This is a genomic window from Streptomyces smaragdinus (assembly GCF_009604385.1).
Lineage (GTDB): Bacteria > Actinomycetota > Actinomycetes > Streptomycetales > Streptomycetaceae > Streptomyces > Streptomyces smaragdinus.
The window spans coordinates 118,402-131,558 of the sequence record NZ_WEGJ01000004.1 but is presented as its reverse complement, the minus strand read 5'-3'; the positions used below and the strand labels follow the sequence as shown (position 1 = coordinate 131,558).

Sequence of the window (13,157 nt, the reverse complement as noted above, 5' to 3'; positions counted from 1 at the left end):
GGTGGCCCGGGGTGCATAGCGTCGGGGACATGCAGCGGCGGGATCCCGTCGTGTCCCGATTTCCGAGGAGTCCCCGATGCGCACGATATCCATGGTTTCCGCCGCGTCCGTGCTCGGTGTCCTGACCGCCGGCCTCGCCGCCCCCGCGGCGTTCGCCCAGGGCACCGACATCACCTCGTTCGGCTTCACGGTCTCACCCAAGACCGTACGGCCGGGAGGCCAGGTGAACTTGACCGCCACGGACTGCGAGCACCAGGCGAGAGCCTCGTCCGGGGTGTTCGACTCCGTGCCCCTGGGCATGGAGGGCGATCCGATGCAGAGCGCGTCGGTGACCGTGGACTGGGACGCCCGTCCCGGTGCCGAGTACACGGTCACGTTCACCTGCGGGCCGGAGACGGGGCGTACGACGATGCGGATCGCCGACACGTCCAGCACGTCGCGGCCCCGGCCGAGCCCCTCGGGCACGACCGCGAAGCCGACCGGTACGGCCTCGCCGACGGGGAGGGCCGCCACACCGGGGACCCCCAAGGAGAGGCCCACGACACCGGCGGCGACCCCGGCCTCGCCCATGGTGAAGGACGCGACACCGGCCGCCCCCCGGCCGGCCTCGCCCCGGGCGACGGCCACGCCCACCGCCGCGCCGACCACTACCGTCACGCCGGTCCGTCCGGCGCGCGGCGGTCTCGGCGGCTCGCAGCACGACGATCCCGTGCTGCTGGCCTCCGGTACGGCGGTGAGCTCCGCGGCCGTCCTGGGCGGCGCGTTCTTCCTGCGCCGCAGGCGGGCGGCGGACTAGCCCCACCGCGGTGCGGCGCCCCGGGACAGCCCCGGGGCGCCGCACCGCCCCCGACCATCCCTGGCTGGTGACCCCACATGACCGACACCGACGCGGGCACGTCCGCCCGTAAGACCGGATCCCGGCTCAGTACCGCGGCCATCGTCCTCGCCTTCGCCGCCGGCATCACCATGATCGTCATCGGACTGCGCGGCTTCGGCCCGCCGACTCCCGACCCCGCCGACGCCCTCCTCGACGGCGCCCCGCCGGGCCACGCCCCGCTGTCCGCGTCCGAGCCGGTGTCGCTGCGGATCCCCGCCGCCGACATCGCGGCGCCGCTGGTACGCACCGGCCTCGACGCCGACGGCTGGGTCGCGGCCCCGCCCGCGGAGGACACCGGCACCGCCGGCTGGTACGAGGGGTCGGTCACCCCCGGGGCGCGGGGAACCGCCGTACTCGTCGGGCACGTCGACAGCGCGGTGGGCCCCGCCGTCTTCTACCACGCGGGCGAGCTGTCCAAGGGCGACCGGATCGAGGTCGCCCGCGCCGACGGGAGCACGGTGGTGTTCACCGTCTACCGGGTGCAGCTCTTCGACACCCGGACCTTCCCCAGCGAGGGCGTCTACCGCCACACCCGGCACGCCGAGCTGCGGCTGCTCACCTGCGGCGGCACATACCGCGAGGGACGGGGCTACGACGGGAACATCGTCGTCTTCGCCCGCCTCACGTCGGTGTCGTAGTCCGGATCAGGCCCGGGACGTCGCGTACTCCCGCAGGAACGCGGCCTCCGTCAGCGTCAGCCGCTCCAGCTCCTGCGGCGACACGCTCTCGTCCACCGCGTGGATCTGCGCCTGCGGCTCGCTGAGCCCGATCAGGAGGATCTCCGCGTCCGGGTAGAGCGCCCCCAGCGTCCCGCACAGCGGGATCGAGCCGCCCATACCGGCCGCCTGCATCTCCTCGCCCGGGTAGCCGACGGCCATGGCCCGCGCCATCGCCCCGTACGCCGGACTGGAAAGATCGGCGCTGAACGGCTGCCCCTGCCCCATGTGTTCGACGGTCGTCCGCGCACCCCACGGGGTGTGCGCCTCGAGATGCGCCGCCAGCAGCTTCCCCGCCTCGGCGGCGTCACCGCCCGGCGGCACCCGCAGCGACACCAGCGCCCGCGCGCTCGCCTGGACCGACGGCGTGGCGCCCACCACCGGCGGGCAGTCGATGCCCAGCACCGTCACGGACGGCCTGGACCACACCCGCCCCGAGATCCCGCCCGAGCCGGTCAGCTCCACGCCGTCCAGGACCTTGGCGTCCGCGCGGAAGGCGTCCTCGTCGTACGCGATGCCGTCCCACTCCGCGCCCGCCGCGAGCCCGTCGACGGTCGTCGAACCGTCCTCGGCGCGCAGCGAGTCGAGCGTACGGATCAGCGCGGCCAGCGCGTCCGGGGCGGCGCCGCCGAACTGGCCCGAGTGCAGATTCCCCGCGAGGGTGTCCACCCGCACCGACAGCATCGCCATGCCGCGCAGCGTCGCCGTGACCGTCGGCAGCCCGGCCCGGAAGTTGCCCGAGTCGCCGATGACGATCGCGTCCGCGGCCAGCAGCTCCGGGTGGTCCTCGGCGTAGCGCTCCAGCCCGCCGGTGCCCATCTCCTCCGAGCCCTCGACGATGACCTTCACGCCCACCGGGATCCCGCCGGTCGCCTTCAGCGCCCGCAGTGCCGCCAGATGCATGACGACGCCGCCCTTGCAGTCGGCGGCTCCGCGCCCGTACCAGCGGCCGTCGCGCTCGGTCAGCTCGAACGGCGGCGACGTCCACGCGGCCTCGTCGAGCGGCGGCTGCACGTCGTAGTGCGCGTACAGCAGCACCGTCGGCGCGCCCTCGGGGCCGGGCAGATGGCCGAAGACGGACTGGGTGCCGTCGGGGGTGTCCAGCACGGCGACCTCGCCGAAACCCTCCGCGCGCAGGGCGGCGGCGACCCAGGCCGCCGCGCCCTCCGACTCGCTGCGGGGGAACTGCTGGAAGTCCGCGACGGAACGGAACCGGACGAGCTCCGCGAGCTCGGTCAGAGCCCGGGGCTGCAGCTCGGCGACGGTGTGCGCCAGCTGTTCGTGGTTCATGGGGAACGCTCCTGGTGGTCACGCCGTTGTGTTCGTGGAACGAACGGGGATGCCGCCGATCATTTCACAGGGGTCCGAGGGGCCCCCGGAGCGGTGGTGATCCCCCCGGTACTGGTGAACTGGGAGCATGGCAGACGTGAGCGGCGACAACGCACCGGGCGGGATCTGGGACGTCATCGTGGTCGGCGCGGGACCGGCGGGAGCGTCGGCGGCCCGTGCGGCGGCGGACCTCGGCCGGCGGGTCCTGCTGCTGGAGAAGGCGGAGCTGCCCCGGTACAAGACGTGCGGCGGCGGCATCATCGGACCGTCGCGGGACGCCCTCCCGGCCGGCTTCGAGCTGCCGCTGAAGGACCGGGTGACGGCGGTGACGTTCACCTACCGGGGCAGGCTGGGGCGCACGCGCCGCTCCCGTCAGACGCTCTTCGGGCTGGTGAACCGGGCCGAGTTCGACCAGCGGCTCGTCGAGGCCGCGCAGAAGGCCGGCGCGGAGCTGCGTACGGGGGCCGCCGTCGCCCGGGTGGAGCAGCACGGGGCGGCCGTCCCCGACCGGCGGAGCGTGGCCGTGGTGCTCGCGGACGGCGAGACGCTGCTGGCCCGGGCGGTGGTCGGCGCCGACGGCAGCGCCGGCCGGATCGGCAAGCACGTCGGGGTGACGCTGGACCAGGTCGACCTGGGGCTGGAGGCCGAGATCCCGGTGCCGGAGCCGGTGGCGGAGGACTGGCGGGGGCGGGTGCTCATCGACTGGGGGCCGCTGCCGGGGAGTTACGGCTGGGTGTTCCCCAAGGGCGACACGCTCACCGTCGGGGTGATCTCCGCGCGCGGCGACGGCGCGGCGACCAAGGGCTATCTGGCGGACTTCATCGCCCGCCTCGGCCTCGCCGGGTTCGAGCCGGCCGTCTCCTCCGGGCATCTGACCCGCTGCCGTACGCACAACTCGCCGCTGTCCCGCGGCCGGGTCCTCGTCTGCGGGGACGCCGCCGGGCTGCTGGAGCCGTGGACCCGCGAGGGCATCTCGTACGCGCTGCGCTCCGGGCGCACCGCGGGGGAGTGGGCGGTGCGGGTCGCCGAGGCGACGGACGCGGTGGACGCGCGGCGCCAGGCGCTGAACTACGCGTTCGCCATCAAGGCGGGGCTCGGCGTGGAGATGGCCGTGGGCCGGCGGCTGCTGGCCGTCTTCGAGCGGCGCCCGGCGCTCTTCCACGGCGCCGTGACGGGCTTCCGCCCCGCGTGGCTGGCGTTCACGAGATTCACGCGGGGCACCACGACGCTGGCGACGATCGTCCGTACCCATCCCCTGGCCCACCGGGTGCTGTCGCTGGCCGGCTCGTCGAAGTGAGCGCGGCCCCGGGTCACTTCGCCGCCGTCGTGATCCGGAAGACGGGGTGCCTGGGCGCGATGGCCCGCAGCTCCTCGTCCGTGGAGTCGGGGCCGACGCCGTCGAAGAAGACGCCGACCTCGGCCTTCCACCGCTTGAGGTAGCCGCGCAGCACGGCCGGCTTGTCGTCGTCGGACACCTCGGCGGCGGTGAACGTCTCGGTCGCCTGGCCCAGCCGCAGCTCCCCGCCGCCGGCCGCGCGCATGTTGTACGTCCACTGCACGTGGCCGCGGGGGGCGACGAGATAGCGCTCGCCCTCGTACGTCAGCACGTTGACCGGGGTGGTCCGCCACTCGCCGGACTTGCGGCCGCGGACGGCCAGCACGCGCGAGCCCCATACGCTCAGGCCCCGGCGGGTGAGCCAGGCGACGAAGCGGTTCATGACGTTGACGGTGAACCAGCCGGGCTTGCGGACGTGGGGCTGGACGGCGTTCATGCGGACCTCCGAAGTGTGAGCAGTGCTCTCGATGTGGAGCAGTCTGGCACGGTCGGCGCGTCTTGCGCAAGAGCAGTGCTCTCTTTTTGTTCGAGCGCTCTCGTTGTTGGTCGGTGCTCCGTTCCGATGGCATACTGAACCCCATGGCAGCGATCAGAGGAGCCCGCGAGCGTGCCCGGGCGGAGATCACCGCGGCGATCAGGGACGAGGCCCGGCGCCGTCTCGCCGAGGACGGGGCGGCCAAGCTGTCCCTGCGCGCGGTGGCCCGCGAGCTGGGCATGGTGTCGTCGGCCCTGTACCGCTACTACCCGAGCCGCGACGACCTCCTCACCGCCCTCATCGTCGACGCCTACGACGGCGTCGGCGCGGCGGCGGAGGCGGCGCTGCGGGCCGCCCCCGCGGACCCGCCCGCCCGCTGGGCCGCGGTCTGCCGGGCCGTACGGACCTGGGCCCTGGCGCATCCGCACGAGTACGCCCTGATCCACGGCTCGCCCGTCCCCGGCTACGAGGCGCCGGAGACCACCCTCGCCCCCGCCTCCCGGGTGGGCCTGTGCCTCTTCGGCGTCGTCGTGGACGCGCACCGCGAGGGCGGGCTCGAGGACCAGGGGGACGCCTGGCCGCCCGGCGCGCTGGCCGACGCCGCGCGGATCGGCGAGCAGATCGGCATGGACCTGCCGCCCGCGTCCGGGGCGGCGGTGATCGTCGCCTGGGCGCAGCTCCACGGTCTGGTGAGCTTCGAGGTGTTCGGGCAGTTCACCGGCGTGGTCGAGGCGCGGGACGCGTTCTTCGACCGGGCGGTCGCCGGGCTCGGCCGGTCGGTCGGACTCGCGGCGTACTGACCGGGGCCGCGGCTACTCCCCGGGAAGTAGCCGGGATGACGGCGGCGGGCTGACGCGCCCGGCGCCGGCGCGGACTAGCGTGGCAGGCATGAGGAGTCCAAGTCCCCCCCGGCCGGCGGACGAGTACGGGACCGGCTCCCTGCCGTGGCCGGCGGTGCGCTGGCTGCAGGGGCCCGCCGGCCGGATCCCGTGGCCGTCCACCCTGCTGCTCGCCGTGATCACCGCCGTCGGCACCTGGGGCGCGTCCGCCAACCAGCACGGGATACGCGAGCCCGCCGGCTGGCTGACGTACGTCCTCGCCCTCGGCGCGGTCGCCCTGCTGCTGCTGCGCTACCGCCGGCCGCGGCTGGTGGTCGCCGGCACCAGCGCCGCCATGCTCCTGTATCTGGCGCTGGGTTACGCGTACGGGCCCGTCTTCGCGTCCGTCGCGGTGGCCGCGTTCGCCGCCGTCTCGGTCGGGGAGCGGCGCGTCGTCTGGTGGACCCTGGGCGTGCTGATGGGCGGGCATCTGCTGATGGGGCACTGGCTGTACCGGTGGCTGCCGCCCGCCGGGGACGGGCCCGCGAACTGGGGGCAGGCGCTTTTCGCCGCCGCGTGGATCACCGCCGTGGTGGCCGGCGGGGAGCTGGCCCGTACCCGCCGGGAACAGTGGGCGCGGGCGGCGGCCGAGCTGCGGGAGACGCGGCGGCGCCGGGCGGACGAGGAGCGGCTGCGGATCGCGCGGGAGCTGCACGACGTCCTCGCGCACAGCATCTCCGTGATCAACGTGCAGGCCGGGGTCGGCCTCGCGCTCCTCGACCAGCACCCGGACAAGGCCCGCGAGGCGCTCACCACGATCAAGGACGCCAGCAAGGAGGCCCTCGGCGAGGTCCGCCAGGTCCTCGACGCGCTGCGCGCCTCCGGCGGCACCGCGCCCCGCGCCCCGGCCCCCGGGCTGGACCGGCTGGGCGAGCTCACCGAGCACTTCGCCGGCGCGGGCCTGACCGTTGCCGTCCGCGCCGAGGGCGATGTCCGGCCGCTGCCGCCGGCGACGGACCTCGCCGCGTTCCGGATCGTGCAGGAGGCGCTCACCAACGTCGTACGGCACTCCGCGTCCCGTAGTGCCCGCGTGGTCGTCGGCCGCGAACCCGGTGAGCTGCGGCTGCAGATCGACGACGACGGTCCCGCGGCGCCCGGCGGGACGAGCGGCGGCGGCAACGGCCTGGTCGGGATGCGCGAGCGCGCCGCGGGGCTCGGCGGGCGGGTCGAGGCGGGGCCCCGGGAGGACGGGGGATTCCGCGTGCGCGCCGTGATTCCGCTGGGCCGGGCCGCTACGGTGGCCCCGGGGACGGCCGAGGAGGAGGCACCGTGATCCGCGTACTGCTCGCCGACGACCAGGTGCTGGTCCGGGCCGGGTTCAGCGCGCTGCTCGACGCCCAGCCGGACATCGAGGTCGCCGGCGAGGCCGCCGACGGGTCGGAGGCCGTACGGCTGGTCCGCCAGGTGCGGCCCGATGTGGTGCTGATGGACATCCGGATGCCGGAGCTGGACGGGCTCGCCGCGACCCGGGAGATCACCGGGGATCCCGCTCTGGCGGACGTCCGGGTCGTCATGCTGACGACGTTCGAGCTCGACGAGTACGTCTTCGAGGCGATCCGCTCCGGCGCGTCCGGGTTCCTCGTCAAGGACACCGAGCCGGCGGAACTCCTGCGCGCGGTACGGGCCGTCGTCTCGGGCGACGCCCTGCTGTCGCCGGGGGTGACCCGCCGGCTCATCGCCGAGTTCGCCGCCCGGTCCAAGAAGCCGGACACCGACGCCGGGCTGGAACATCTCACGGAGCGGGAGCGCGAGGTGATGGCGCTGGTCGGCATGGGCCTGTCCAACGACGAGATCGCCCGCCGGCTGGTCGTCAGCCCGCTCACCGCCAAGACGCACGTGAGCCGCACGATGGTGAAGCTCGGCGCCCGCGACCGCGCCCAGCTGGTCGTCCTGGCCTACGAGTCGGGCCTGGTCCGCCCGGGCTGGCTGGGCTGACGGGCTCACCACCGCCGCAGGCCGACGACCAGCCTGACCGCGAAGGCCACCAGCCCGGTGGCCGCCGCCGCCCGGAGCAGCGGTGTCCGCGCCCCGCCGGTGACCCAGTCGAAGTACAGGGCCGGGCCGGCGATCACGGCGAAGACGGCGCCCGCCAGGACCACCGCGGTCAGGGCGACGTACACCGACTCGACCGTCGTCGCGTCGCGCTGCGCCTGCGTCCGGGGTCCCCTCATCCGCCCATGGTGCCTCGGAACGGGACATTCAGTCCCGTACGGGTGCGGATTCCTTCCCCGGTCCCACCCGCTCCTTGCCCAGCTCCACCCCGGGCCGCGGCGCCGGGATCGGGCCGGCCGGGCCGCGGCGGGCGCCGCGCAGGCCGAGGGCCGTGACGGCCAGGCCCAGCAGGGCGATGACCGTGATGACGTACAGACCCGCGCGGTAGCTGTCGAGCACCTGCCGCGGAGTGCTGTCCGCGCCGGCCGCGCTCGCGGTGACCACCGCCGTGACGACTGCCGTGAACACCCCGCCGCCCACCTGCGTCGAGGTCTTGTACAGCCCGCTGACCATGCCCTGTTCGTCCGCCCTGATCCCGCTGGTGACCTGGATGTTCATGGACGGGAAGGCCAGCGTGATGCCGGCGCCCACCAGCAGCATCGACGGCAGGATCGCCGTGACGTACGACGGGTGCAGATCCGCCCCCAGGAACAGCGCGTACCCGGCGGCGGTGAAGGCGAAGCCCAGGACGGTCATCCGCGCGGTGCCGTACCGGCCGATCACCGCGCCGATCCAGGGCGCCGCCAGCACCATCAGCACGCCGGAGGGCAGGATCGCCAGCGCCGTCTCCAGCGCCGACCAGCCGAGCAGCCGCTGGAGATACAGGGTCACGATGAACTGGAAGCCGGTGAACGCGCCCATGAAGGTGGCGGTGCCCACATTGACCTGCAGCTGGCTGCTCGAACGCAGCAGCCCGAGCCGAACCAGCGGTTGTTCGGCGCGCAGCTCCAGACCGGCGAAGACTGCGATCAGCAGTACGGTCAGCCCGAAGCCCGACAGCGTACGGCCCGAACCCCAGCCCCACTCCGGACCTTTGACGATGGTGTAGACGATCGCCATCATCGCCGCGGTGGCGGTCACGGCGCCCGGCAGGTCGTAGCGGCGGGGTCCCCGTACGCCGCTGTCCCCCGGAATGAGCCGCAGGCCCACGATCAGGCCCGCCACGGCGATCGGCGCGGGCAGCAGCATCGTCAGCCGCCAACTGGTGTCGGTGAGCACACCGGAGAGGACCAGGCCCACCGAGAACCCCAGGGCGCCGACGCTGGTGTACACCGACATGGCCCGGTTGCGCACCGGCCCCTCGGCGAACGTGGTCGTCACGAGGGCCATGCCCGCGGGTCCGAGGAACGCGGCGCTCACGCCCTTGACGAACCGGGCCGCGATCAGCAGATCGCCGGAGCCCGCGATCCCGGCGACCAGCGACGCGGCGGCGGAGACGCCGAGCGCGATCAGGAAGATCCGGCGGCGTCCCAGCAGGTCGGCGGTGCGTCCGCCGAGGAGCAGCAGACCGCCGTAGGCGAGGGTGTAGCCGGTGAGGACCCACTGCATCGCCTCGGTCGACAGGTGCAGGTCGGTGCCGATGGAGGGCAGGGCGACGCCGACCATGGCGAGGTTGACGGCGTCGAGGAACTGCGCGGTGCTCAGCACGGCCAGGACGCCCCACAGTCGTGGGGTCAGGGTCTGCGCGGCGGCCGGCGACGGGTGGGGGGCACTCATGGACGAGAACAGTACATGCGTGTGCATTAAATGATTCCGCCGATACGCTGACCTTCTTTGGCCTGGTTCGGAGGGTTATCGGCCCGTCACACGCCGTGCGTTTCCGGCCGCCGCGCGTCCGGTCGTGACCGCGATCACGGCCGCGACGGCCGCCAGCAGCGCCACCGTGGCGAGGGCGGTGGACAGCGAGAACCACTCGGCGAGGAACCCGATCGCCGGCGGCCCGACGAGCATCCCGCCGTAGCCGAGGGTGGACGCCGCGGCCACCCCGCCGGGTCCGCCGAGCGCGCCCGCGCGGGCGATGGCGATCGGGAAGATGTTCGCCAGCCCCAGCCCCGTGACGGCGTAACCGGCCAGCGCGAGCCAGACGGTGGGCGCCTGCGAGCCGGCGAGCATGCCGACGGCCGCCGTCACCCCGCCCAGGGCGACGGCCCGGGTCTCCCCGAGCCGCAGGAGCAGCACGGTGCCGGACAGCCGCCCGATCGTCATGGTCGCCGCGAACACCGAGTACCCCGCCGCCGCCAGCCCCGCCCCGGCCCCCAGGGACTCCCGCAGATGCAGCGCGCCCCACTCCGCCATCGCCCCCTCGCCGTACGCGGTGCACAGGGCGATGAGGCCGAACACGGCCACGAGCACCCGCGGGGCGTTACCGCGGCGCCTCGGTCCGGTCACCGGCTCCGGGGCGGCCCGGGGGAGCGGGTGGGCCAGCAGCGCCCGTCCCGTGAGCGCGGTGACGGCGAGGCCGGTCACGGCGACGAGCAGCAGGTGCCAGGTGGGCGTCAGCCGCCCCGCGACCAGGGCGCCGAGCCCCGCGCCGAGCACGCCGCCGAGGCTGTAGACCGCGTGCAGCGCGGGCATGACGGGGCGCCGCAGGACGGCGATGAGGTCGACGGCGGCACTGTTCAGGGCGACGCTCATCGAGCCGTACGCCGCGCCGAGGAGGACGAGTACGAGGCCCAGCGCGAGCGCGGAGTGTGTGAGCGGGGGCAGCGCCACGGCGGCGGACATCAGCAGCGCCATGGCGATCGTCAGCCGCGTCGGGCCGAAGCGTTCGCACAGCCGGCCGGTGAGCGTCATCGTCAGCACGGCCCCGGCCGACACGCCGAGCAGCGCCAGGCCCAGCGACGCCGGGGAGGCGCCGGTCTGGTCCTTGATGGCCGGGATACGGACCACCCAGCCGGCGAAGACGAAGCCGTCCAGGGCGAAGAACACGGTCAGCGCGGCACGCAGCCGGGAGAGCTCGCGGGACGCGACCGGGGAGCGGTGGGGACGCGTCATTGCGGCCCGTATTTTGTTCAGTGTCGGCACAAAGACAGAATAGGGACGTGACCCCGACTCGTACAAGGCTTGACCGAGGACGCGGTGCGCTCGGCCCCGCTCTGGAACTCGTGCACACCGGCCGCGCCCCCACCCGCGCCGTCCTGACCTCGGAGCTCGGCGTGACCCGGGCCACCGCGGGGGCGGTCGCCGCGGAGCTGGAGGCGCTGGGCCTGATCCAGGTCGACTCCCGGCCCGGCGCCGGCGCCGGCCACCAGGGCCGGCCCTCGCACCGGCTGGCGGTCGACCCCGACGGCCCCGTCGTGCTGGCGGGCCAGGTGCACGCCGACGGCTTCCGGGCGGCGCTGGTGGGCCTCGGCGGGCGGATCGTGGCGACGGTGCCGGGCAGCATGGCGGTGCCCGCCGACCCGGCCCACGTGCTGGGCGCCGTCGTCGAGGCCGGCGCCCGGCTGCTGCGCGAGACGGGGCGGCGCTGCGTGGGCGCGGGGCTGGCGGTCCCCTCGGCGGTCGCGGAGCCGGAAGGCACGGTGGCCCTCAACCCGCTGCACCTGGAGTGGCCCAGGGGCACGCACGTACGCGGGGCGTTCACCCGGGCCCTCACGGCGGCCGGACTCACCGGTGACACCGAGGCGTTCGGGCGGATCGGCAACGACGTCAACCTGGCGGCCCTGGCCGAGCACCGGCACGGCGCGGGGCGCGGCGCCCGGCATCTGCTGTGCGTCGCCACCGGCCACCGGGGCGTGGGCGGCGCGCTGGTGATCGACGGGCGGCTGCACACGGGGAGTTCGGGGCTGGCGCTGGAGGTCGGGCATCTCACCGTCAACCCGGACGGGGGGCGGCTGTGCCACTGCGGCAGCCGCGGGTGCCTGGACGTGGAGACGGATCCGCTCGCCTTCCTGACGACGGCGGGGCGGGTGCCCGGTCCGGAGGTGTCGCTGCTGCAGCAGTCGCGGGACCTGCTGCGTGACGAGCCCGGCGATCCGGCGGTGCGGGCGGCGGTGGGGATCCTGACCGACCGGCTGGGGCAGGGGCTCGCGGGGCTGGTGAACATCCTCAACCCCGATCGCATCATCCTGGGCGGTCTGCACCGGGATCTGCTGGCCGCCGACCCCGAGCGGCTGGCCGCGGTGGTCGCGGAGCGCAGTCTGTGGGGACGCGGCGGTGAGGTGCCGATCGCGGAGTGCTCGCTGGACCACGACAGTCTGGTGGGGGCGGCGGAGCTGGCGTGGCAGCCGGTGCTGGACGATCCTCTGCGGTTGGCCGGCGGGGCCTGAACGGCCTTCCCGGGGCAGCCGGTTGCCGGCCGATCTTCCTCCCGGGGTGCCGGTTAGCATCGCCCGTATGGACATCGCCGCGCTCTGCGACCGTATCGACCGCCTCGACCGCGACATCCACGCCTTCGTCGGCGAGGCCGACCGCCGGGGGCGGCTGGCGAAGGAGGCGGCGGCGAACGCCGCGCGATGGAGCGGGGAGCGGCCGCCGCTGTACGGGGCGGCGGTCGGCGTGAAGGACATCATCCGCGCCGACGGCACGAAGACCCGCGGCGGATCGGCCCTCCCCGCCGAGGTGTTCGACGGTCCGCAGGCCGTGGTCGTCGACCGGCTGCGGGCCGCGGGCGCCCTCGTCGCGGGCAAGACGGTGACCGCCGAGTTCGCCGTGCTGGCGCCGGGGAAGACCCGTAACCCCCACAACCTCGCCCATACGCCGGGCGGTTCGAGCAGTGGCTCGGCGGCGGCCGTCGCGGCCGGGATGGTGCCGTACGCCGTCGGGACGCAGACCGTCGGGTCGGTGATCCGGCCCGCCGCGTTCTGCGGGGTGGTGGGGTTCAAGCCGACGTTCGGGCGGATCCCGGTCGACGGCGTGATCCCCAACGCGGCGAGCTTCGACACGCTCGGGGTGTTCGCGCGGGACGTGGCGGGCGTGGACCTGCTCGCGGCGGCCGTGTGCGACGGATGGGAGCCCGGAGCTTGGGGTACGCCGGTGCTCGGGGTGCCGGAGGGGCCGTATCTGGGGCACGCCGAGCCGGCTTCGCTGGCCGCGTACGAGCGCCACGCAGGGCTGCTGCGTGACGCCGGGTACGACGTCCGCCGGGTGCCCGCGCTGACGGACTTCGAGGACATGCGGCGCGATCTGCTCCTCGTGAACCGGTACGAGCTCGTACGGTCGCACGCCGACTGGTTCCCCCGGTACGGCGACCTCTACCGCCCGGAGACGGTGGGCGCGATCCGCGAGGGGCAGCGGATCACCGCGGACGAGTACGCCGCCGCGCAGCAGCGCCGGGCGGCGACCCGCCGGCGGCTGCTCGACGTCATGGACTCCGCCGGCGTCGACGTGTGGATCGCCCCGCCGGCGCCCGGGCCCGCGCCGCGCGGGCTCGCCACGACCGGCAACTCGGTCATGTGCCTCCCGTGGAGCGACACGGGCCTGCCGGCGCTGACGGTCCCCGCCGGGTTCGCGGAGGGCGGTCTGCCGCTGGGGCTGCAGGCGGTCGCCGGGCCGGGGCGGGACGAGGCCCTGGTGGCCTGGGCGTACGGGCTGGCGACGGCGGTGGCGTGACCCC

The 13,157-nt window shown here is 74.8% G+C and carries 13 protein-coding genes; 8 read left to right on the top strand and 5 right to left on the bottom strand.

The genetic code is table 11. The features are described 5' to 3' along the window. Nucleotides 1–76 precede the first annotated feature (76 nt). Both SRB5_RS09225 and SRB5_RS09220 read left to right on the top strand, forming a co-directional pair. On the top strand, nucleotides 77–796 hold the full coding sequence (locus SRB5_RS09225; protein ID WP_153451003.1) for a hypothetical protein: 720 nt from the start codon (nucleotides 77–79) through the stop codon (nucleotides 794–796). A gap of 77 nt (nucleotides 797–873) precedes the next feature. Then, nucleotides 874–1,515: a class F sortase gene (locus tag SRB5_RS09220; RefSeq protein WP_153451002.1), complete on the top strand. Its 642-nt coding sequence runs from the start codon at nucleotides 874–876 to the stop codon at nucleotides 1,513–1,515. 6 nt (nucleotides 1,516–1,521) lie between these two features. Here the strand turns inward: SRB5_RS09220 and SRB5_RS09215 are convergent, their stop codons facing one another. Beyond that, a complete protein-coding gene (locus SRB5_RS09215) occupies nucleotides 1,522–2,883 on the bottom strand; it encodes a dipeptidase (protein ID WP_153451001.1) in 1,362 nt (453 codons plus the stop codon). Between the two features lie 127 nt (nucleotides 2,884–3,010). Between SRB5_RS09215 and SRB5_RS09210 the strand changes: the two genes are divergently transcribed. Continuing rightward, nucleotides 3,011–4,219 (top strand): geranylgeranyl reductase family protein, encoded by a 1,209-nt coding sequence (locus SRB5_RS09210; protein WP_153451000.1) that lies wholly within the window; start codon nucleotides 3,011–3,013, stop codon nucleotides 4,217–4,219. Nucleotides 4,220–4,232: 13 nt separating this feature from the next. Here the strand turns inward: SRB5_RS09210 and SRB5_RS09205 are convergent, their stop codons facing one another. Beyond that, complete coding sequence (locus tag SRB5_RS09205; protein WP_153450999.1) at nucleotides 4,233–4,694, bottom strand: nitroreductase family deazaflavin-dependent oxidoreductase; 462 nt, start codon at nucleotides 4,692–4,694, stop codon at nucleotides 4,233–4,235. A 143-nt stretch (nucleotides 4,695–4,837) separates the two neighbouring features. Here SRB5_RS09205 and SRB5_RS09200 point away from each other — a divergent pair, with 143 nt between their 5' ends. The 3 genes from SRB5_RS09200 to SRB5_RS09190 all read left to right on the top strand — a co-directional run bounded on the left by SRB5_RS09200 (nucleotide 4,838) and on the right by SRB5_RS09190 (nucleotide 7,546). Then, entirely contained in the window at nucleotides 4,838–5,533 is a 696-nt protein-coding gene (locus SRB5_RS09200; RefSeq protein ID WP_153450998.1) for a TetR/AcrR family transcriptional regulator, read from the top strand. An 88-nt stretch (nucleotides 5,534–5,621) separates the two neighbouring features. Next, nucleotides 5,622–6,884: a sensor histidine kinase gene (locus SRB5_RS09195; protein WP_153450997.1), complete on the top strand. Its 1,263-nt coding sequence runs from the start codon at nucleotides 5,622–5,624 to the stop codon at nucleotides 6,882–6,884. Then, the gene (locus SRB5_RS09190; RefSeq protein ID WP_323377362.1) at nucleotides 6,881–7,546 is read left to right on the top strand and encodes a response regulator transcription factor; all 666 of its coding nucleotides are present in this window, start codon (nucleotides 6,881–6,883) and stop codon (nucleotides 7,544–7,546) included. Before SRB5_RS09195 ends, SRB5_RS09190 begins: the two co-directional genes overlap by 4 nt. Before the next feature lie 5 nt (nucleotides 7,547–7,551). Here the strand turns inward: SRB5_RS09190 and SRB5_RS09185 are convergent, their stop codons facing one another. The 3 genes from SRB5_RS09185 to SRB5_RS09175 all read right to left on the bottom strand — a co-directional run bounded on the left by SRB5_RS09185 (nucleotide 7,552) and on the right by SRB5_RS09175 (nucleotide 10,597). Next, entirely contained in the window at nucleotides 7,552–7,782 is a 231-nt protein-coding gene (locus tag SRB5_RS09185; protein WP_153450996.1) for a DUF6332 family protein, read from the bottom strand. 28 nt (nucleotides 7,783–7,810) lie between these two features. Continuing rightward, nucleotides 7,811–9,319, bottom strand: a complete 1,509-nt coding sequence (locus SRB5_RS09180; RefSeq protein WP_153450995.1) for an MFS transporter — start codon at nucleotides 9,317–9,319, stop codon at nucleotides 7,811–7,813. A 75-nt stretch (nucleotides 9,320–9,394) separates the two neighbouring features. Continuing rightward, nucleotides 9,395–10,597: an MFS transporter gene (locus SRB5_RS09175; protein WP_153450994.1), complete on the bottom strand. Its 1,203-nt coding sequence runs from the start codon at nucleotides 10,595–10,597 to the stop codon at nucleotides 9,395–9,397. A 47-nt stretch (nucleotides 10,598–10,644) separates the two neighbouring features. Here SRB5_RS09175 and SRB5_RS09170 point away from each other — a divergent pair, with 47 nt between their 5' ends. Then, nucleotides 10,645–11,871, top strand: a complete 1,227-nt coding sequence (locus SRB5_RS09170; RefSeq protein WP_323377360.1) for an ROK family protein — start codon at nucleotides 10,645–10,647, stop codon at nucleotides 11,869–11,871. A gap of 67 nt (nucleotides 11,872–11,938) precedes the next feature. Beyond that, nucleotides 11,939–13,153, top strand: coding sequence for an amidase (locus SRB5_RS09165; protein ID WP_153450992.1), 1,215 nt, complete (start codon nucleotides 11,939–11,941; stop codon nucleotides 13,151–13,153). Nucleotides 13,154–13,157 lie beyond the last annotated feature (4 nt).

Excerpts from the sequence above, each read along its gene's own strand:
- SRB5_RS09225 (WP_153451003.1), top strand. The coding sequence starts at position 77 with ATGCGCACGATATCCATGGTTTCCGCCGCGTCCGTGCTCGGTGTCCTG.
- SRB5_RS09220 (WP_153451002.1), top strand. The coding sequence starts at position 874 with ATGACCGACACCGACGCGGGCACGTCCGCCCGTAAGACCGGATCCCGG.
- SRB5_RS09215 (WP_153451001.1), bottom strand. The coding sequence starts at position 2,883 with ATGAACCACGAACAGCTGGCGCACACCGTCGCCGAGCTGCAGCCCCGG.
- SRB5_RS09210 (WP_153451000.1), top strand. The coding sequence starts at position 3,011 with ATGGCAGACGTGAGCGGCGACAACGCACCGGGCGGGATCTGGGACGTC.
- SRB5_RS09205 (WP_153450999.1), bottom strand. The coding sequence starts at position 4,694 with ATGAACGCCGTCCAGCCCCACGTCCGCAAGCCCGGCTGGTTCACCGTC.
- SRB5_RS09200 (WP_153450998.1), top strand. The coding sequence starts at position 4,838 with ATGGCAGCGATCAGAGGAGCCCGCGAGCGTGCCCGGGCGGAGATCACC.
- SRB5_RS09195 (WP_153450997.1), top strand. The coding sequence starts at position 5,622 with ATGAGGAGTCCAAGTCCCCCCCGGCCGGCGGACGAGTACGGGACCGGC.
- SRB5_RS09185 (WP_153450996.1), bottom strand. The coding sequence starts at position 7,782 with ATGAGGGGACCCCGGACGCAGGCGCAGCGCGACGCGACGACGGTCGAG.
- SRB5_RS09180 (WP_153450995.1), bottom strand. The coding sequence starts at position 9,319 with ATGAGTGCCCCCCACCCGTCGCCGGCCGCCGCGCAGACCCTGACCCCA.
- SRB5_RS09175 (WP_153450994.1), bottom strand. The coding sequence starts at position 10,597 with ATGACGCGTCCCCACCGCTCCCCGGTCGCGTCCCGCGAGCTCTCCCGG.
- SRB5_RS09165 (WP_153450992.1), top strand. The coding sequence starts at position 11,939 with ATGGACATCGCCGCGCTCTGCGACCGTATCGACCGCCTCGACCGCGAC.